Below are 18,286 nucleotides of genomic sequence, written 5' to 3' on the forward strand. Positions count from 1 at the left end.
CTGCTCGCGATGGATCCGACTCGGTCTCAATGATTCACGGTATACGCCAGCATCTTCGAAATATGGCTCATCGGCCGCCCGCCACTCTCTTCATGCCACTGGTTGAAGGCATTCTGCACCGTCGCCAGGTCCCGCAGGCTGGTGGGGACCTTGTCGATGATGCCCTGGGCATTGAGCGCCGCCACGACGTCGTAGCTGGTCACGAAGGTGTCCTTGCCCATCATCCGTAAAAAGTACGGAGCCGACAGGCCGCCCAGTTGATGGCCATGCTTTTTCAGGTAGGTCCACAGGCCAACGATGTCGGTCACCGGCCAGTCGGCGACCAGCGCGCCGAAGCTGCCTTTTTCATGGGCCACGTCCACTATCAGTTGCGCGTTGCGGGGCACGCTCTTGAGCTTGCCCAGGTGCCGGATGATCCGCGCATCCTGCATCAGCCGCTCCAGGTGCTCGGCACTCATCAGCACGACTTTTTCCGGATCGAACTTGAAGAACACTTCCTCGAACGCCGGCCACTTGGCATCCACCAGGCTGTGCTTGAGCCCGGCGCGGAAGATCCGCAGCGACATGGTCGAGAGGTAACGGTCATCACCGATCTTGCGCAGTTGCGCCGGGGTCTTGGGAACAGGCAGGTGGGCTTCCAGTTCAGCCGTCGAACCAAAGCGGTTCAGGCAGTATTCATGCAGCCACTTGTAATCGCGCATTCCTGCTCCTTGGGTCCGGTGTAGCGGGTCAGAGGTTCACCACGTTGACGAAGCGCGAAGCAGCGCTTTCGTCGATACGCAGGTTGGTAAAGTCGAACAGGTTACGGTCCGCCAACTGCGAGGGAACGACGTTCTGCAAACCACGGAAGATGCTCTCGGTACGGCCTGGCGTCTTGCGTTCCCAGTCCTGAAGCATCTCCTTGACCACCTGGCGCTGCAGGTTCTCCTGGGAACCGCACAGGTTGCAGGGGATGATCGGGAATTGCTTGAGATCCGAATAGGCCTGGATGTCTTTCTCGCTGCAGTAGGCCAGCGGGCGGATCACCACGTTGCGCCCGTCATCGGCGCGCAGCTTGGGTGGCATGGCCTTGAGCGAGCCGTTGAAGAACATGTTCAGGAAGAACGTCTCGACGATGTCGTCGCGGTGATGCCCCAGGGCCATCTTGGTTGCGCCGATCTCGTCGGCGAAGGTGTAGAGCGTGCCGCGACGCAGGCGTGAGCACAGCGAACAGGTGGTCTTGCCTTCTGGAATCAGTTCCTTGACCACCGAGTAGGTGTCTTTCTCGACGATGTGGTACTCCACGCCCAGCGACTTGAGGTACGTCGGCAGCACATCTTCGGGGAACCCCGGCTGCTTCTGGTCCATGTTCACCGCGACGATGTCGAACTTGATCGGCGCAACCTTCTGCAGGTGCATCAGCACATCGAGCATGGTGTAGCTGTCCTTGCCACCGGACAGGCAGACCATGACCTTGTCGCCGTCTTCAATCATGTTGAAATCGGCAACCGCCTCACCAGCCAGGCGGCGCAGGCGCTTTTGCAGTTTGTTCTGGTTGACCGTAAGAGTGCCCATGACGCGAAATCCGTGAGGTGTGACGAAGGGCCGGCATTTTACGCAAAAACAGGCCTGCGGCGAAGAGGCTGGCACACCCCTGTTGTGGCGAGGGGATTTATCCCCTCGCCACAGGGTTATTCACCCGTTTCAAGACTGTGTACACAGACCTATCGGCGATTAACCCGCCCACCTACAGCGCGATTTGCTCTAAGCCCCCCATCCCCCTCGGGATGAGTCCTTTCTATACTGCGTCATAAGGTCGCACACATATTCAGACCTTAACTTACTTGGCCATTTGGCCCGTAGGCGCTCCGTTGGGGGGCGATGGCAATAACAAAGGAGTGACTGACTATGATCCATCATGTCGTGGGGCTCTTTACCCACCCTGATCAAGAATGGAAAGACATCCGTGGCGATCAGGAGGAAAGCATCAGCCACATGTACCTCACCCACACGCTGATCCTGGCGGCGATTCCCGCTGTATCGGCGTTTATCGGCACGACGCAGGTAGGATGGGTCATAGGCAATCGTGCCCCGGTCATGCTCACCCATGAAAGCGCACTGTGGATGACCATCATGTCCTACCTGGCCATGCTGGGCGGTGTCGCGGTGATGGGTGCGTTCATCCACTGGATGGCCCGCACCTATGACGCCAACCCGAGCCTAGCCCGTTGCGTCGCGTTCGCCACCTACACCGCCACCCCCTGTTCATCGGCGGCCTGGCAGCGCTCTATCCCCACATGTGGCTGGGAATGATCGTGGGTACGGCGGCGATCTGCTACACGGTCTACCTGTTGTATGTGGGCTTGCCGACCTTCATGAATATTCCCCAGGACGAAGGCTTCCTGTTTTCCAGTTCGGTACTTGCCGTCGGCCTGGTGGTGCTGGTTGCCATCATGGCGTTCACAGTGATTGTCTGGGGGTTGGGCGTCGGCCCGGTCTATACCAACTGAAAAACCAAGGCTCTCCTAAAAAAACAGGGTCTGCCGACACAGGCCGCCGCAAGGCGGCCTTCCTATGTCTGACGGTGAGACGACCGCTGGGCACCTGAGCGATTCGCAACGGCCGACGCTTGCGGCATACTCGGGTTTCTGGAGACCCGTAAAGCATGCTCGAGCAACTCAATACCCGCGTCGAAGAGTGTTACCAACAAGCCGAATCCTTTTTCAAACGTCCTTTCAAACGCCCGGTGGTCAGCTTCAAATTGCGTGGCCAGAAAGCCGGTGTCGCGCATTTGCATGAAAACCTGCTGCGCTTCAATCCGCAGCTGTACCGGGAAAATGCCGAGGACTTCCTCAAGCAGACCGTCGCCCACGAAGTCGCGCACCTGATCGCCCATCAATTGTTTGGCGAACGCATCCAGCCCCATGGCGAAGAATGGCAACTGATCATGCGCGGGGTGTACGAACTGCCGCCCAACCGCTGCCATACCTACGAAATCAAACGCCGCAGCGTCACCCGCTACATCTACAAATGCCCCTGCGAAGGCAGCGATTTCCCGTTCTCGGCCCAGCGCCATAGCCTGGTGCGCCAGGGACGGCGGTATCTGTGTCGCAGTTGTCGCGGGACATTGGTGTTCAGCGGGGAGACGCGGGTGGAGTAGCGGGATCTGGGGTGCCTGGGCCGGCCTCATCGCGAGCAGGCTCGCTACCACAGAGGGGGTGCAGCGCCCACAGAGCCAATGTGGGAGCGAGCCTGCTCGCGATGAGGCCGGCAACACCACTACACAACCACCCTGCCCTCCCGCAGTCGAGCAATCCGCTCGGCACTGAACCCCAACTCCGCCAACACCTGATCCGTATGCGCCCCCAGCCCGGCACCAATATGCCGGGGCTCGGGCAAGCCTTCCGAGAACTTCAACGGGCAAGCCATCTGCGCCTGACTCGAACCATCGCCGCGAGGCACTTGGGTGACCACTGCCCTGGCCTGCAATTGCGGATGCCCGAGCGCTTCTTCCAGGCTCAGCACCGGCTCGACGCAGGCATCGATATCGGCAAACAACCGGCAGAGTTCGGCGCAGTCATGCTTTTCGAACTCGGCTTGCAGGGCCTGCTTGAGCATCTGCTGTCGCTCGGGCTCGGGTGACAGCCCGTGAGTGGCCAGTTCCGGCCGCCCCAGGACCTCACACAACGCTTGCATGAAGGCCGGTTCCAGACTGCCCACCGACATCCAGCGGCCATCCCGGGTGCGGTAATAGTCATAGAAGCTGCCGCCATTGAGCAGGTGCTTTTCCCAGCCGGGTTCGACACCGCTGGCCAGGTAACCGGCGCCCGCCAGAGCGTTCAGGCTGAACACGCAATCGGCCATGCTCACATCCAGGTATTGGCCCTGCCCACTCTGCTGACGGGCAATCACCGCCGCCAACAACCCGATCACTCCGTGCAGCGACCCACCGGCGATGTCCGCCGCCTGGATGCCCAGCGGCAGCGGACCGCTGTCGGCACGCCCGGTATGGCTGGCCAGCCCTGTCAGGGCCAGGTAGTTGATGTCATGCCCGGCGCGGTCCCTGTAGGGGCCGGTCTGGCCGTAACCGGTGATCGACACATAGATGAGCCGGGGATTGATGGCCCTCAACGCCTCATACCCGAGCCCCAGTCGCTCCATCACGCCGGGACGGAACTGCTCCAGCAGAATGTCGTAGTCGGCCAGCAACCGCTTGATCACCTCGAGCGCCTCCGGTTGCTTGAGGTCCAGGGCCAGGCTGCGCTTGTTGCGATTGAGGTAGGCATGGCTGGCGGAAACACCCCGGTCATGGGGCGGCAGAACCCGTAGCAGGTCCGGACGGGTCGGTGATTCGATGCGCAACACCTCGGCACCCATGTCCGCCAGCAGCAGCGAGGCGAACGGACCGGGTAGCAGGGTCGAGAAATCCAGAACCTTGAGCGATGCCAATGGGCCTTGCATGAAAGGTCTCCGCAGGATGATGAGCAAAGACTAGGCAGGCGCTGGCGGCGGGGCAATTACCGCAGGTGTCGTTTGGGATGACCAATGCGCTCAAGACTTGCGCACCTCTGTTGTGGCGAGGGGATTTAGCCAACCTCTAGAAAGTGCCCATGAAAAAACCCGCCGAAGCGGGTTTTTTCATTGCAGCCTGATGATTACCTTACCGCGCCTGGCGCAGAGGTTTCAGCCGCCGCAATCTGAGCCGCAGCGATCTGCTCGTCGTCTTCACGGACGTCGGAGATACCGCGACCGCCGGAAGCCAGCTCGGTCTGCAACTGCTCCTCATCCAGCTCCTTGACCCACTTGGCAACCACGATGGTGGCAACGGCGTTGCCCACCAGGTTGGTCAGGGCGCGGGCTTCGGACATGAAGCGGTCGATACCCAGGATCAGCGCCAGGCCGGCGACCGGCAGGGTGCCTACGGCCGACAGGGTGGCCGCCAGTACGATGAAGCCGCTACCGGTCACGCCAGCAGCCCCCTTGGAGGACAGCAACAGCACGGCCAGCAGGGTGATCTGGTGAGTCAGGTCCATCGGGGTGTCGGTGGCCTGGGCGATGAACACCGCAGCCATGGTCAGGTAGATCGAAGTACCGTCGAGGTTGAACGAGTAACCTGTCGGGATGACCAGGCCTACGACCGACTTCTTGGCACCCAGGCGTTCCATCTTGATCAGCATGCGTGGCAGGGCCGATTCCGACGAGGAAGTACCCAGTACGATCAGCAGCTCTTCACGGATGTAGCGGACCAGCTTGATGACGCTGAAACCGTGAGCGCGGCAGATGGCGCCCAGCACCACCAGCACGAACACGACGCAGGTGATGTAGAAGCAGATCATCAGCTGACCCAACTGCACCAGCGAACCGACGCCGTAGGCGCCGATGGTGAACGCCATGGCACCGAACGCACCCAGGGGAGCCAGCTTCATGATCATGTTGATGATGATGAACATCACGTGGGCGAAGCGATCGATGAAGTCCAGCACCGGCTTGCCATAGGCGCCCAGGCGATGCAGGGCGAAACCGAAGAGCACCGAGAACATCAGCACTTGCAGGATGTCGCCGTTGGCGAATGCGCCGACGATGGTGTTCGGGATCACGTTGAGGATGAAGGCGATGATGCTCTGGTCTTTACCAGCCGAAATGAAGCCGGCGATCTTGCTGGTGTCCAGGGTCGTCACGTCGATGTGCATGCCGTTGCCCGGTTGCACGACGTTGACCACGACCAGGCCGATCAGCAGGGCGATGGTGGAGACGATTTCGAAGTACAGCAGCGCGTAGCCGCCGGTCTTGCCCACCGACTTCATGTTCTGCATGCCGGCGATACCGCTGACAACAGTACAGAAGATGATTGGGGCGATGACCATTTTGATCAGTTTGATGAACCCGTCACCGAACGGTTTGAGGGCAACACCGGTCTGCGGGTAGAAGTGACCGAGCAAAATACCGATGGCAATGGCAACGATCACCTGGAAATACAGGGATTTGTACAAGGGCTGACGAGTCGTCATGGCAAACCTTCCTCAAGCGTCCCGTGTGACAACATCCATCTGTTGTCCACGACACCTCAACTTTGCGAACCCTCCTGCACTGGAGGGATTTGTTCTGTCGGCTGCACAGGGGCAGACCTACGTAACGCATCGCAAAGCCCGTGCCATTTCTCAGAAATGCCCTACAGCCGCCATGGCAGACAGGTTTTATGACTAATCAAAGGTTGAACGATAGCGTATAGGATGGCGGATTTCCGCCAACAGCTTGATTCCTGTTCCAGGATTTGGCGGATATCCGCCTTGTCGCGATGGAGCTCCCTGCTACCATCGGTCGCTTATCGAACGGATTGATGCCATGCGCCAACGCACGATCGCCAGTCACTTTGCCCGCGCAGCCTTGGGCGGCGCACGTCGGCAGGGATTCGACGCTCTTCCCCTGCTGCAACAACTGGGCATCAGCCCTGAGCTGTTGGACGAACCCCGCGCGCGTATCGCGCCGGAGCAGTTCGCCCGTCTGTTGCAATCGCTGTGGCTGGCATTGGGTGATGAATACCTTGGATTTGGCAGCGCCCCGAGTAAACCCGGGACGTTCGCCATGATGTGCCATACGCTGATCCACTGCCGGACCCTGGGCAAGGCTCTCCAACGTGGGCTGTTGTTCTACCGCCTGTTCCCCGACGCCCCGGACCTGACACTGGTCGCCGAAGGCGAACGGGTGCGCCTGGTGCTGAACGATTCGGCATTGTGGGACCCGGATCATTTCCTCGCCGAAAGCCTGCTGGTGGTATGGCATCGCCTCGCCAGTTGGCTGATCGGTCAGCGAATCGCCCTGGAGCAGGCCAGCTTCAGTTATGCCAGGCCCGCCCATGGCGCCGAGTACGATTTGCTGTTCCCCTGTCCGCTGGCGTTCGAGGCGCAACACAGCGGCCTGCTGTTCCACAGCCGCTACCTGGACATGCCGTTGCTTCAGGACGAACGGACCCTCAAGCGTTTTCTCGAGCACTCCCCCGCCGATCTGCTCTCGCGTCCGGACGATGGCCACAGCCTGAGCAGCCAACTGCGTCGGTTGCTCGGCCGCGATACCGCACGCTGGCCGGACCTGGAGGCTGCCGCCAATCACCTGCACCTGAGCCCCCAGACCCTGCGCCGCCATCTGCGGGAGGAAGGCACCAGCTTCCAGGAGCTCAAGGATCACCTGCGGCGGGATATCGCCATCTACCACTTGGGACGCGCGGACCTGTCGTTGCAGCAGATCGCCGAGCAGTTGGGGTTCTCGGAGCCGTCGGCGTTCCACCGGGCATTCAAGAAATGGACGGGGCTGACGCCGGGGGCTTACCGGGAGCAGGAGAACTAAGGCTGGGGGTTTGCGGTGTACTGACTGCCGTCATCGCGAGCAGGCTCGCTCCCACAGGGTTTTGTGATCGGCACACATCCCCTGTGGGAGCGAGCCTGCTCGCGATGGCGTCAGCGGCTCCACCACCCAACCCCGATCAAACCGCTGGAAAAAGCACCCGGAACGCCGCGCCGCCCAGCTCCGAGTCGCCCAAGGTCAAGCGCGCACCGTAGCTTTCGATGATGTCCTTGACCACCGCCAGCCCAATCCCCTGACCCGGATGCTGGCGGTCCAGCCGCTCGCCGCGCTGCAGAATCCGCGCACGCTGGTCCGGCGGCACGCCCGGCCCGTCATCCTCGACGCACAGCTCGATCCCGCCGAGGGTCTGGTGCACGCTGACGCACACTTCGCCCAGGCACAGCCGATAGGCATTCTCCAGCAGGTTGCCGAGCATCTCGAGCAAGGCGCCCTGCTCGATCGGCACCTGGCAGTGCTCCGGCAGGTCGAAACGGACGTTGACCCGTTTATCGCGATAGACCTTGTCCAGGGTGTCGCAGAGACTTTGCAGCACCGGTCGCAGGCGCACCTGATGGCGCACCAGCCCACTCTTGCGCAAGCTGGCCCGCTGCAACTGGTAGCCGATCTGCTGGCTCATGCGCTCGATCTGGGTTTGCAGCACCCAGGCCTGCCCACGGTCTTCAGGGCGTCGGGCCATGTCTTCACTGACACCCTGCAACACCGCCAACGGCGTCTTCAAGCTGTGGGCCAGGTCGTCGAGGGAGTCGCGATAGCGGCTGCGCTGCTCCCGCTCGCTGTACAACAGTCGGTTGAGAGAGCCGGTCAGGCGCAGCAGTTCCCGGGGATGCTCGGTACTGAGGCTCTCCCGCGTGCCGCCTTCGATTTCATCCAGCTCCTGACTCAGGCGGCGCAACGCCCGCAGCCCCCAGGTCAGACCGATCCACAGCAACGCCAGCAACACCGCCAGCGCCGCCCCGAACCCCAGGTAGAGCTTGTCACGCAACCCCTGCAGGGTCACTTCGTAATCGCGCACCGGCTGCAAGGTGACGATGCTGAACGCCGCGTTCTGGCCGGCGAGCAACTTGATCTCGACGTCATAGACAAAGAACTCCTCGCCGCTCTGCTCGCGAATGCGAGCAAACTCATTGCCCTGGCCGTCATAGCGAGGCGTGTAGTTGATGTTTTCTTCCCGGGTCGCCTTCGACCGCCATACCAGTTTCCCGTCACGATCATAGATGTAACCCAGCAGACGGGCGTCGGCGAGATTGAAACGTTCGTCGGGCAACTGTGCCGGCATCTTCAGGTGATTGTTTTCCACCCGGGCGGCGGAAATCAGCGTGGTCACGTCCGAGGCCAGGCGTTGCTGGATGGATTCCTGCAACGCCAGGCTGAACGCGCCTTGCATGGCAGGCAGCAGTGCCAGCATGAACAACACCGCCAGGATCGTGGCGGCCAGCATCAACCGCAGCCGCAGAGAACGAATCACTGGCAGCGCTCGTTGAACAGGTAGCCCAGGCCACGCACGGTATCGATCGGTTTGAAGCCGGAGGGGGCTTCGAGTTTACGGCGCAGGCGCCCGACCAGGACTTCGATGACATTGGGGTCGCGCTCGTCGTCATCGGGATACAGCTGCTCCATCAGGCGGTCCTTGGCCACCACCTGCTGGTGATGGCGCATCAGGTACTCGAGGATGCGGTATTCGTAGGCCGTCAGTGCCAGGGGCTCCTCGTCGAGGGAGGCTTGCTTGCGGTTGAGGTCCAACAGCAACGGACCGGCGACGATGGTCGACTGGGTAAAACCACTGGAACGGCGCAACAGGGCATTCAGCCGGGCCTCCAGTTCCTCGAACTGGAACGGCTTGACCACGTAGTCATCGGCCCCGGCGGCCAGGCCTTCGACCTTGTCCTGCCAGTTGCCACGGGCGGTGAGGATCAGGATCGGAAAGGTCTTGTCCTGGGCACGCAGCCGGCGGATCAGCTCCAGGCCGCTGATCCCGGGCAGACCAAGGTCAATCACCGCCAGGTCGTGGTTGAATTCCGCGACCTGGTACAGCGCCTCCTCGGCATTGGCGACGGCCTGCACCACATGGCCGCTGTCGGTGAGACGGGTTTGCAGGTGATGGCGCAACAGCGCTTCGTCTTCGACGACCAGTAACTTCATGGAGCCTCTCTCCAGGCAAATCAGACAATCCGATGCTGTGCAGCGCAACGAAAGCCGCCGGATCGTCTTGGGCCGATCCGGCGGGACACGCTCACCCTCCGACCGCTTAGAACGTGTAGTTGGCGGACAGGTAGGTCTGGGCACTGCTGGTCAGGTCCAGCGACCCCACCTTGTCGCCGCCGTGGGGGCTCATCTCGGTGCTGGCGTTGCTGCGCAGGTAACGGTAACCCAGTTCCACCGAGGTGTTCTGCGAAATTTGTTGCAGGACGCCGCCCTGCAGGCCTGCCGTGAAACCGATGTCGCTGTCGCGACTGAAGCCGGGGGAGTCCTGGGTGACTTTGGTCAGGCCCGCCGTCGCACCGCCGAACAGTTTGGTGCTGCCAGTGACGGGGTAGAACAGGTCGTAGCTGCCCAGCAGGTTTTCCTGGCGCAACTTGATGCCGTTGTGGGTCCCTGAAACGTTGTCGTAAGTGGCGTAGTAGCGGCCCTGGTCGTTCTGCTTGCCCAGGCGCAGGCCATAGGTGGTGTCCTTGCCGATCACGCCGTCGGCGTTCGGATTGTTCAGCGCCTGGTCCAGGGCACTGGACTTCTTGACCTTGTCGCTGGTTTGGCCAAGGGTCAGGCTGGCGAAGTTGTCATCGGCATGGGCCATGGCGCTGGCACCCAGCACAGTGAAAGCCAGCAGCAGTTTTTTCATGTGTGTCATGTTCAGGTTCCTTTGAAACGTGGGTGGTGTGTGAAGTCGTGGTCACGTTAACCAGCGGTCCCTGAACACCCCTTGAACGTTCTCTGAACCTGCGCTGAATGAATCGGCTAGAGTGTCCAGTCTCGAGCGAACCCATTCTTTCAAGGAGATTCCCCATGCGCAGGTTGCTTGCAGTTGTACTTCTGGCCTTGAGCGGCGCGGGCCACGCCGCCGTCCAGACCCAGGAAATCCCCTACACCAGTGCCGACGGCACGAAGCTGATCGGCTATTACGCCTACGACGATGCGATCAAGGGGCCGCGCCCGGGCGTGGTGGTGGTGCATGAATGGTGGGGGCTGAACGACTATGCCAAGCGCCGTGCCCGCGACCTCGCTGGCCTGGGCTACAGCGCCATGGCCATCGACATGTACGGCGATGGCAAGAACACCGAGCACCCCACGGACGCCATGGCGTTCATGCAAGCGGCGCTCAAGGACAGCAAAGCCGCCAGCGCGCGATTCCAGGCCGGGCTCGACCTGTTGAAGAAACAGCCCCAGACCGATCCGGACAAACTCGCCGCCATCGGCTACTGCTTCGGCGGCAAAGTGGTGCTGGATGCGGCTCGCCAGGGCGTTCCGCTGGCCGGCGTGGTGAGCTTCCACGGCGCCCTGGTGACCAACACCCCGGCCACGCCCGGCAGCGTCAAGGCGAAGGTACTGGTCGAACACGGCGCGCTGGATAGCATGGTCACCGAAGAAAACGTCAGCGCGTTCAAGAGCGAGATGGACAAGGCCGGCGCCGACTACAAGTTCGTCAGCCTGAAAGGCGCCAAGCACGGCTTCAGCAACCCCGATGCCGACCGCTTGAGCCACGGTGAACATGGCGGACCGGACATCGGCTACAACAAGGCGGCCGATGAGCAGTCGTGGGCGGATATGCAGAAGTTCTTCAAGAAGATCTTTGGTTGATCACTGAAGCTATCTGTGGCGAGGGGATTCATCCCCGCTGGGCTGCGCAGCAGCCCCAAAACCTGCTGACTCGGTATGTCAGACAGATCGAGTGTTCTGGGATGGGGCTGCTTCGCAGCCCAGCGGGGATAAATCCCCTCGCCACAACAGTGTTCACAACTCCCCGGCGTCACCCACTACCCAGCATCAAGCCAACCCGGCAAAATGCCCGGCATGAACCGACTTCCTGCCCTGCCCGCCTGCTGCTCGCCCCTGGATGAACATTGGCTGTTGCCCGACGCCCTGCCCGATACAATCCTGCTGAGCACCCGCTTCGATCCGCTGTTGCTGATCGGTGACGACTTTCCGAACAGTGCCATCGAGCCGCCCGCGAGCATCCAGCGTTCGGTGCCCAAGCGCCAGGCCGAATTCCTTGCCGGGCGGATCTGTGCCCGGGCAGCCCTTCATCAGCTGAACGGCCAGCACTGCGTACCGGCGATCGGCGAAGACCGTGCTCCCATCTGGCCGGCCCATGTCAGCGGCTCGATCACCCATAGCACCGGCCGGGCGGCGGCCATCGTCGCCAGCAAGGACCACTGGCAAGGGCTGGGCATGGATCTGGAGAACCTGCTCGACCCGGAGCGCGCCGAGCGGCTGGCGAGTGAAATCCTGACCCCACCGGAACTGCAACGCATGGCCACCACCCGGCGAGATGACCGGGCCTTGCTGGTGACGTTGACCTTTTCGGTGAAGGAAAGCCTGTTCAAGGCGTTGTACCCGATCGTCGGGCAGCGCTTCTATTTCGAACATGCCGAGATGCTGGAATGGACCCGCGACGGGCAGGTGCGACTGCGTTTGCTGACGGACCTGTCGGCCGAATGGCGCCATGGCAGTGAGTTGCAGGCGCGGTTTGGGGTGAAGGATGGGCAGTTGTTGAGTCTGGTGGGTATCAAGGCCTGAAGCTTTCCTGTCGCTTTTGAAGGCGCCATCGCGAGCAGGCTCGCTCCCACAGAAGGAATGCGTTCCCATGTGGGAGCGAGCCTGCTCGCGATGAGGACAATCCAGTCGCTATATCCTTCAACTCCTGTCCTGATGCCTCGGCCAGCTCAAGCTGAAACATGCTCCACCCAGACTCTTGCTCTTGGCGATCAACGCCCGGCCGCCATGCCAGTAAATGATCCGCCGCACGATCGACAGCCCCAACCCATGACCGCCCGAAGCCCGGGCACGGCTGTCGTCCAGGCGCAGGAAGGGCTTGAACACCCGCTCCCAGGCCGCCTCCGGCACACCGGGCCCGTCATCCTCGACGTCCACCCGGCAACGCAGTTGGCCCACCTGATAGCTGACGGTCACCCGGGACTTGGCATGGCGCATGGCGTTGCCCACCAGGTTCTGCAAGGCGCGATGCAGGAAGCGTGGCTCGGCCTCGACCCAGGCGCCGTCACAATCGACGGCAGACAGGCACAGCCCGCGCTCGACCGTGACCCCGGCCCGCAACGGGCCCAGTTCCTCGATTACCTGGTTGACCAGCGCATCCAGATCCACCCGCTGGAAGTTCAGCGCCGGTGAGCCTTGCTCCAGTCGCGCATAGGTCAGCATCTCGTCCACCAACCGATCCAGGTCTTCGATGTCATGGTCCATGCCCGCCAGGTATTTTTCCCGGGCCTGGGGGGTGGCAGCACTGCCGAGCATTTCCAGGCCGAAACGCAGGCGCGCCACCGGGGTACGCAGTTCGTGGGAAACCGCCCGTACCAACTCACGCTGGATCGCCAACAGTTGTTGCAGGTGCTCGGCCATGCCGTTGAACGCGGCGGCCAACCGCCCGACCGAGTCGGCACCACGGGCTGGCACGCGGGTTTCCAGACTGCCCTGGGCAATCTGGGTGGCGGCAGCCTCCAGGCCACTCAGGCGCCGTTCCAACTGACGCACCAACAGGTAGACGATCAACCCGATCAGGCTCAAGCCCAACGCGGCGATCAGCACCAGCCATTCGGGCGGGTAAGGATTCATCTGGTACAGCGGGCCGATTTCCAATACCCACGGCGTGCCCACCATGCCGGCAAACACCCGGATCGAATCGCCCCCCTTGCCCAAGGCCATCACCGTATCGCCCTCGGATACACGACGGCGCTGGTCTTCGTCCATGTCCGCCTGCTCGGCGGTCATCAACCGCAGATCGAAGCCGAAACCTTTTTCTTCCATGAGTTGCGCGAGTCGCCGGGGTTGCTCGCCCACCGGGTAGCGCACCAGTTCGTCGGCCAGCAGATAGATAGTTGCCCGGGCCAGTTGCTCGCTGATCTGCTGGACTTCCCCCACCAACATCAATTGCTCGCCATCGCTGACCAGTCGATAGACCTTCGCCGCATGGGGCCCGGTCTGTTCGACCAGCGCCTGGCCACGCAGCACGCGGGTGCGCTGCCCCAGGTCCAGGTCGGTCTGGGCGAAGGTCTGCAACGCCAGGGGGATGCCCAGCAGCCGCTCCCACAACAGCAGCGCCCGGTGACGCTCGGTGTCGTTCATCGGCCGCAGGTTTTCGGCCATCAGGGAAAACGTGCCATGGGCCAGGCGCTCGCGGTATTGCTCGCTACGGGTCTGGTTGAGCAAGTGCAGGGCCAGCACTCCCAGCACCGCCACCAGCACCAGCGCCGCACACATGCCGCCATAGATGCGCAGAAAGATCGAATTCACGGGGCCGGGTCTACACAAGCTTCAGGCACGAACAGGTAACCTTTGCTGCGGATGGTCTTGATCAGCCGTGGATGCTCCGGGTCATCGCCGATCTTGGGCCGGATGCGCGAGATCCTGACGTCGATGGAGCGATCCTGGCCGTCATACCCGATACCACGCAGGGCGGTGAAGATTTCCTCCCGGGACAGGATGCGCCCGGCATTGGACACCAGCAGCCACAGCAGGTCGAACTCGGCGCTGGTCAGTTCGATGCCGTTGCCCTGCAACCAGGCCTCGCGCAGAGCGTCGTCCACCACCAAGGGGCCGAATTGCAGGCGCCGCGATTTCTGTGGGGAGGACGGCTCCGGCTCGCTACGCCGCAGCAGGGCCTGGATACGCGCCAACAACAAACGCGGGCGAACCGGCTTGCAGACATAATCGTCGGCGCCCAGGTCCAGGCCCTGGATCTGGTCGGCGTCGTCGGTGCGGGCCGTGAGCATCAGGATCGGCCCGTCGTACTGCGTGCGGACCTTGCGACAGATGCTCAGGCCGTCTTCGCCGGGCAGCATCAGGTCGAGGATCACCAGGTCCGGCTGCTCGGCGACGATCCGCTGCGCCGCCACCGCGCCGTCGCCTTCGATGGCGACACGCAGCCCGTTGCTTTCCAGGTAGTCACGGGTCAGCTCGGCCAGACGCTGGTCATCCTCGACGATCAATATATGCCAGGCTTCTTGTTCCACGGGGGACCTCGTCTGCTGTGAATATAAAAGGACAAATGCTCATCCCTTGTGGCGAGGGGATTTATCCCCGTTGGGTCGCGAAGCGACTCCTGTGTTCTGCCTGACACAGCTAAGCGACTGATTTGGGGCTGCTTTGCAGCCCAACGGGGATAAATCCCCTCGCCACAAGGGTATTCGCGCTCGCCCCCTCGCTCTTTTGTCATGTCAAAGGAGGATAACCCTGTCCGACGCACGGGCCGATTGTATAAACGGCGCCTTGGGAGAAAACAAGCGAACAAATGCGTTCGGTCGAGCGGGATTTGTGTGGTAACGTCCGCGCCCGCAAAAACCGGCAGGCTGTTTTCAGCGCCTCGAAAACGATGAAAAAAGGCCCACTCCAGCAGGGTCGCGGCCTACAGCGCAGTTCCCTGTTTCGCACACAAATTACGCACAGGTTTATCCACAGGCAGTACGTTGCATTCATCCCCCAAAACGCATTATCTTGTAGCCCGCTGCAAAAAAAACCCTACATGTAGGGGTTGAAGCCAAAAACCAAACACAAGTCGGACAGAGAATTCAAGCGCTTTTCGTGCCTCTCTCCACTTGAAACATCGTGTTTTCCCAAGACCAGACCGCCCCTGCGGATGGCCACTGTTTCAAAGGTCGAAAACGACCGAAACGGTACGGGTGTTGCAGTCCATTGCTGCCACCCCTGCAACCCCGGTTTCGAGCCCAGGCTCGCAACCCATGAACTTCGGATGGACGCAGCCCCACAGGGCTGCTTCCTACTGTCCCGAAGTTGTTATACCCGGCGCCAGTCGGTTGTAGTGCTTCAGGACGGAACGGTGGGCACCGTGATGGTGCCCAAACAAACATAGAGAACGTGGAGACACCCATGCACACCGACACAACTCGCGAGAACCCGCAGGGCACCGCGCCGCTGGCCGCTGATTCGACTCCGGATCTGGCTGCCACCGCGCCTGGCCAACTGCGTGTGATCAAGCGTAACGGCACTGTCGTTCCTTACACCGATGACAAGATCACCGTCGCCATCACCAAAGCATTTCTCGCAGTTGAAGGTGGCACCGCTGCCGCTTCGTCGCGCATCCACGACACCGTGGCCCGCCTGACCGAACAGGTCACCGCGACCTTCAAGCGTCGCATGCCGTCGGGCGGTACCATCCACATCGAAGAAATCCAGGACCAGGTCGAACTGGCCCTGATGCGTGCCGGCGAGCAAAAGGTAGCGCGTGACTACGTGATCTACCGCGACTCCCGTGCCAAGGAACGCGCCACCCGCAACCCGGCCGACGCACCGGTCCAGGCCCACCCGTCGATCCGCATCGCTCGCGCCGATGGCAGCCTGGCGCCGCTGGACATGGGCCGCCTGAACACCATCGTCACCGAGGCCTGCGAAGGTCTGGAAGAAGTCGATGGCGACCTGATCCAGCGCGAAACCCTGAAGAACCTCTATGACGGCGTCGCGCTCAAGGACGTCAACACCGCTCTGGTGATGACTGCGCGGACCCTGGTGGAACGCGAGCCGAACTACTCCTTCGTGACCGCCCGTCTGCTGATGGACACCCTGCGCGCCGAAGGCCTGGGCTTCCTGGAAGTCGCCGAGAGCGCGACCCACCACGAAATGGCCGACCTGTACGCCAAGGCCCTGCCGGCCTATGTAGCCAAGGGTATCGAATTCGAATTGCTGAACCCGGTCCTGGCCTCTTTCGACCTGGAAAAACTCGGCAAGGCGATCAACCACGAGCGCGACCAGCAGTTCACGTACCTGGGCCTGCAAACCCTGTACGACCGTTACTTCATCCACAAGGACGGTATCCGCTTCGAACTGCCGCAGATCTTTTTCATGCGTGTGGCCATGGGCCTGGCCATCGAAGAGAAGCAGAAAGAAGAGCGTGCCATCGAGTTCTACAACCTGCTGTCGTCCTTCGACTACATGGCATCGACCCCGACCCTGTTCAACGCCGGTACCCTGCGTCCACAGTTGTCGAGCTGCTACCTGACCACCGTGCCGGACGACCTGTCGGGCATCTACGGCGCGATCCACGACAACGCCATGCTGTCGAAATTCGCCGGTGGCCTGGGCAACGACTGGACGCCGGTTCGTGCGCTGGGCTCGTACATCAAGGGCACCAACGGTAAATCCCAGGGCGTCGTACCGTTCCTCAAAGTCGTCAACGACACCGCTGTCGCGGTCAACCAGGGTGGCAAGCGCAAGGGCGCGGTCTGTGCCTACCTGGAAACCTGGCACATGGACATTGAAGAGTTCATCGAGCTGCGCAAGAACACCGGTGACGATCGTCGTCGTACCCACGACATGAACACCGCCAACTGGATCCCCGACCTGTTCATGAAGCGTGTCTTCGACGACGGCAAGTGGACCCTGTTCTCGCCATCCGAAGTACCGGACCTGCATGACCTGACCGGCAAGGCCTTCGAAGAGCGCTACGAGTACTACGAAGCCCTGACCGAGTACAACAAGATCAAGCTGTTCAAGGTCGTCCAGGCCAAAGACCTGTGGCGCAAGATGCTGTCGATGCTGTTCGAGACCGGCCACCCATGGCTGACCTTCAAGGACCCGTGCAACCTGCGCAGCCCGCAGCAGCACGTAGGCGTGGTCCACAGCTCGAACCTGTGCACCGAGATCACCCTGAACACCAACAAGGACGAGATCGCCGTCTGCAACCTGGGCTCGATCAACCTGCCGAACCACATCGTCGACGGCAAGCTGGACACCGCCAAGCTGCAACGCACCGTGAACACCGCCGTGCGCATGCTCGACAACGTGATCGACATCAACTACTACTCGGTGCCGCAGGCGAAGAACTCCAACTTCAAGCACCGTCCGGTCGGCCTCGGCATCATGGGCTTCCAGGACGCGCTGTACCTGCAGCACATCCCGTACGGTTCGGACGCGGCCATCGAGTTCGCCGACAAGTCCATGGAAGCGGTCAGCTACTACGCGATCCAGGCTTCCTGCGACCTGGCCGACGAGCGTGGCGCCTATGAGACGTTCCAGGGCTCGCTGTGGTCCAAGGGCATCCTGCCGCTGGACTCGCAACAGATCCTGATCGCGTCCCGTGGCGAGAAGTACATCGATGTCGACCTGAACGAATCCCTGGACTGGGCACCGGTTCGCGCCCGTGTACAGAAAGGCATCCGTAACTCCAACATCATGGCCATCGCACCGACCGCCACCATCGCCAACATCACCGGCGTGTCGCAGTCGATCGAACCGACCTACCAGAACCTGTACGTGAAATCGAACCTGTCGGGCGAATTCACCGTGATCAACCCGTACCTGGTCCGCGACCTCAAGGCCCGCGGCCTGTGGGACTCGGTCATGATCAACGACCTGAAGTACTACGACGGTTCGGTACAGCAGATCGAGCGCATTCCGCAGGAGCTCAAGGAGCTCTACGCGACCGCGTTCGAAGTGGACACCCGTTGGATCGTCGACGCCGCCAGCCGTCGCCAGAAGTGGATCGACCAGGCTCAGTCGCTGAACCTGTACATCGCCGGCGCTTCGGGCAAGAAGCTGGACGTGACCTACCGCATGGCCTGGTACCGTGGCCTGAAAACCACTTACTACCTCCGTGCCCTGGCCGCCACCAGCACCGAGAAGTCGACCATCAACACCGGCAAGCTGAACGCTGTTTCCAGCGGCGGCAACCACGGTGACGATTCGGTCCTGGCTGCCCCTGCCGGCCCGGCGCCAGTGCCAAAGGCCTGCGCGATCGACGAGCCGGATTGCGAAGCTTGCCAATAAGCTG

At 61.7% G+C, this 18,286-nt stretch carries 14 protein-coding genes and 1 pseudogene; 6 read left to right on the plus strand and 9 right to left on the minus strand.

All coding sequences use genetic code 11. The features are described 5' to 3' along the window. Positions 1 to 26 precede the first annotated feature (26 nt). Together PCOSP_RS22055 and ttcA are read right to left on the minus strand one after the other, a co-directional pair. On the minus strand, positions 27 to 701 hold the full coding sequence (locus PCOSP_RS22055) for a DNA-3-methyladenine glycosylase I (protein WP_139647905.1): 675 nt from the start codon (positions 699 to 701) through the stop codon (positions 27 to 29). 28 nt (positions 702 to 729) lie between these two features. Next, positions 730 to 1,554, minus strand: a complete 825-nt coding sequence (ttcA, locus tag PCOSP_RS22060) for a tRNA 2-thiocytidine(32) synthetase TtcA (RefSeq protein ID WP_139647904.1) — start codon at positions 1,552 to 1,554, stop codon at positions 730 to 732. A 333-nt stretch (positions 1,555 to 1,887) separates the two neighbouring features. On the opposite strand from ttcA, the pseudogene PCOSP_RS22065 reads away from it, so the two are divergent. Together PCOSP_RS22065 and PCOSP_RS22070 are read left to right on the plus strand one after the other, a co-directional pair. Next, positions 1,888 to 2,489, plus strand: a pseudogene (locus tag PCOSP_RS22065) (Yip1 family protein). A gap of 155 nt (positions 2,490 to 2,644) precedes the next feature. Further along, on the plus strand, positions 2,645 to 3,139 hold the full coding sequence (locus PCOSP_RS22070; protein ID WP_139647900.1) for a SprT family zinc-dependent metalloprotease: 495 nt from the start codon (positions 2,645 to 2,647) through the stop codon (positions 3,137 to 3,139). Positions 3,140 to 3,258: 119 nt separating this feature from the next. Here PCOSP_RS22070 and PCOSP_RS22075 read toward each other — a convergent pair whose 3' ends face one another. Beyond that, the gene (locus PCOSP_RS22075; RefSeq protein ID WP_175363119.1) at positions 3,259 to 4,440 is read right to left on the minus strand and encodes a CaiB/BaiF CoA transferase family protein; all 1,182 of its coding nucleotides are present in this window, start codon (positions 4,438 to 4,440) and stop codon (positions 3,259 to 3,261) included. 194 nt (positions 4,441 to 4,634) lie between these two features. Beyond that, the gene (locus PCOSP_RS22080; protein ID WP_139647896.1) at positions 4,635 to 5,987 is read right to left on the minus strand and encodes a dicarboxylate/amino acid:cation symporter; all 1,353 of its coding nucleotides are present in this window, start codon (positions 5,985 to 5,987) and stop codon (positions 4,635 to 4,637) included. Between the two features lie 334 nt (positions 5,988 to 6,321). Between PCOSP_RS22080 and PCOSP_RS22085 the strand changes: the two genes are divergently transcribed. Then, positions 6,322 to 7,320, plus strand: a complete 999-nt coding sequence (locus PCOSP_RS22085; RefSeq protein WP_139647894.1) for an AraC family transcriptional regulator — start codon at positions 6,322 to 6,324, stop codon at positions 7,318 to 7,320. 136 nt (positions 7,321 to 7,456) lie between these two features. Here the strand turns inward: PCOSP_RS22085 and PCOSP_RS22090 are convergent, their stop codons facing one another. The 3 genes from PCOSP_RS22090 to PCOSP_RS22100 all read right to left on the minus strand — a co-directional run bounded on the left by PCOSP_RS22090 (position 7,457) and on the right by PCOSP_RS22100 (position 10,183). Further along, positions 7,457 to 8,803: an ATP-binding protein gene (locus PCOSP_RS22090; RefSeq protein ID WP_139647892.1), complete on the minus strand. Its 1,347-nt coding sequence runs from the start codon at positions 8,801 to 8,803 to the stop codon at positions 7,457 to 7,459. After that, a complete protein-coding gene (locus tag PCOSP_RS22095; RefSeq protein WP_139647890.1) occupies positions 8,800 to 9,477 on the minus strand; it encodes a response regulator in 678 nt (225 codons plus the stop codon). The genes PCOSP_RS22090 and PCOSP_RS22095 overlap by 4 nt, the downstream gene beginning before the upstream one ends. 106 nt (positions 9,478 to 9,583) lie before the next feature. After that, the gene (locus PCOSP_RS22100; RefSeq protein WP_047701062.1) at positions 9,584 to 10,183 is read right to left on the minus strand and encodes an outer membrane beta-barrel protein; all 600 of its coding nucleotides are present in this window, start codon (positions 10,181 to 10,183) and stop codon (positions 9,584 to 9,586) included. Between the two features lie 155 nt (positions 10,184 to 10,338). Between PCOSP_RS22100 and PCOSP_RS22105 the strand changes: the two genes are divergently transcribed. Both PCOSP_RS22105 and PCOSP_RS22110 read left to right on the plus strand, forming a co-directional pair. After that, complete coding sequence (locus PCOSP_RS22105; RefSeq protein ID WP_139647888.1) at positions 10,339 to 11,130, plus strand: dienelactone hydrolase family protein; 792 nt, start codon at positions 10,339 to 10,341, stop codon at positions 11,128 to 11,130. A gap of 213 nt (positions 11,131 to 11,343) precedes the next feature. Further along, complete coding sequence (locus tag PCOSP_RS22110; RefSeq protein ID WP_217510121.1) at positions 11,344 to 12,069, plus strand: 4'-phosphopantetheinyl transferase family protein; 726 nt, start codon at positions 11,344 to 11,346, stop codon at positions 12,067 to 12,069. A gap of 117 nt (positions 12,070 to 12,186) precedes the next feature. On the opposite strand, the gene PCOSP_RS22115 is transcribed toward PCOSP_RS22110, so the two are convergent. Further along, entirely contained in the window at positions 12,187 to 13,797 is a 1,611-nt protein-coding gene (locus PCOSP_RS22115) for an ATP-binding protein (RefSeq protein ID WP_464709525.1), read from the minus strand. Further along, positions 13,794 to 14,516: a response regulator gene (locus PCOSP_RS22120; protein WP_464709526.1), complete on the minus strand. Its 723-nt coding sequence runs from the start codon at positions 14,514 to 14,516 to the stop codon at positions 13,794 to 13,796. Before PCOSP_RS22120 ends, PCOSP_RS22115 begins: the two co-directional genes overlap by 4 nt. A gap of 874 nt (positions 14,517 to 15,390) precedes the next feature. Between PCOSP_RS22120 and PCOSP_RS22125 the strand changes: the two genes are divergently transcribed. Next, on the plus strand, positions 15,391 to 18,282 hold the full coding sequence (locus tag PCOSP_RS22125; protein ID WP_464709527.1) for a ribonucleoside-diphosphate reductase subunit alpha: 2,892 nt from the start codon (positions 15,391 to 15,393) through the stop codon (positions 18,280 to 18,282). The last annotated feature ends 4 nt before the right edge of the window (positions 18,283 to 18,286 follow it).

It is taken from the genome of Pseudomonas sp. MAFF 730105 (assembly GCF_055380705.1).

What these genes read in the sequence shown, in the direction of transcription:
- PCOSP_RS22055 (WP_139647905.1), bottom strand. Translation starts at nt 701, where the DNA reads ATGCGCGATTACAAGTGGCTGCATGAATACTGCCTGAACCGCTTTGGT.
- ttcA (WP_139647904.1), bottom strand. Translation starts at nt 1,554, where the DNA reads ATGGGCACTCTTACGGTCAACCAGAACAAACTGCAAAAGCGCCTGCGC.
- PCOSP_RS22070 (WP_139647900.1), top strand. Translation starts at nt 2,645, where the DNA reads ATGCTCGAGCAACTCAATACCCGCGTCGAAGAGTGTTACCAACAAGCC.
- PCOSP_RS22075 (WP_175363119.1), bottom strand. Translation starts at nt 4,440, where the DNA reads ATGCAAGGCCCATTGGCATCGCTCAAGGTTCTGGATTTCTCGACCCTG.
- PCOSP_RS22080 (WP_139647896.1), bottom strand. Translation starts at nt 5,987, where the DNA reads ATGACGACTCGTCAGCCCTTGTACAAATCCCTGTATTTCCAGGTGATC.
- PCOSP_RS22085 (WP_139647894.1), top strand. Translation starts at nt 6,322, where the DNA reads ATGCGCCAACGCACGATCGCCAGTCACTTTGCCCGCGCAGCCTTGGGC.
- PCOSP_RS22095 (WP_139647890.1), bottom strand. Translation starts at nt 9,477, where the DNA reads ATGAAGTTACTGGTCGTCGAAGACGAAGCGCTGTTGCGCCATCACCTG.
- PCOSP_RS22100 (WP_047701062.1), bottom strand. Translation starts at nt 10,183, where the DNA reads ATGACACACATGAAAAAACTGCTGCTGGCTTTCACTGTGCTGGGTGCC.
- PCOSP_RS22105 (WP_139647888.1), top strand. Translation starts at nt 10,339, where the DNA reads ATGCGCAGGTTGCTTGCAGTTGTACTTCTGGCCTTGAGCGGCGCGGGC.
- PCOSP_RS22110 (WP_217510121.1), top strand. Translation starts at nt 11,344, where the DNA reads ATGAACCGACTTCCTGCCCTGCCCGCCTGCTGCTCGCCCCTGGATGAA.
- PCOSP_RS22125 (WP_464709527.1), top strand. Translation starts at nt 15,391, where the DNA reads ATGCACACCGACACAACTCGCGAGAACCCGCAGGGCACCGCGCCGCTG.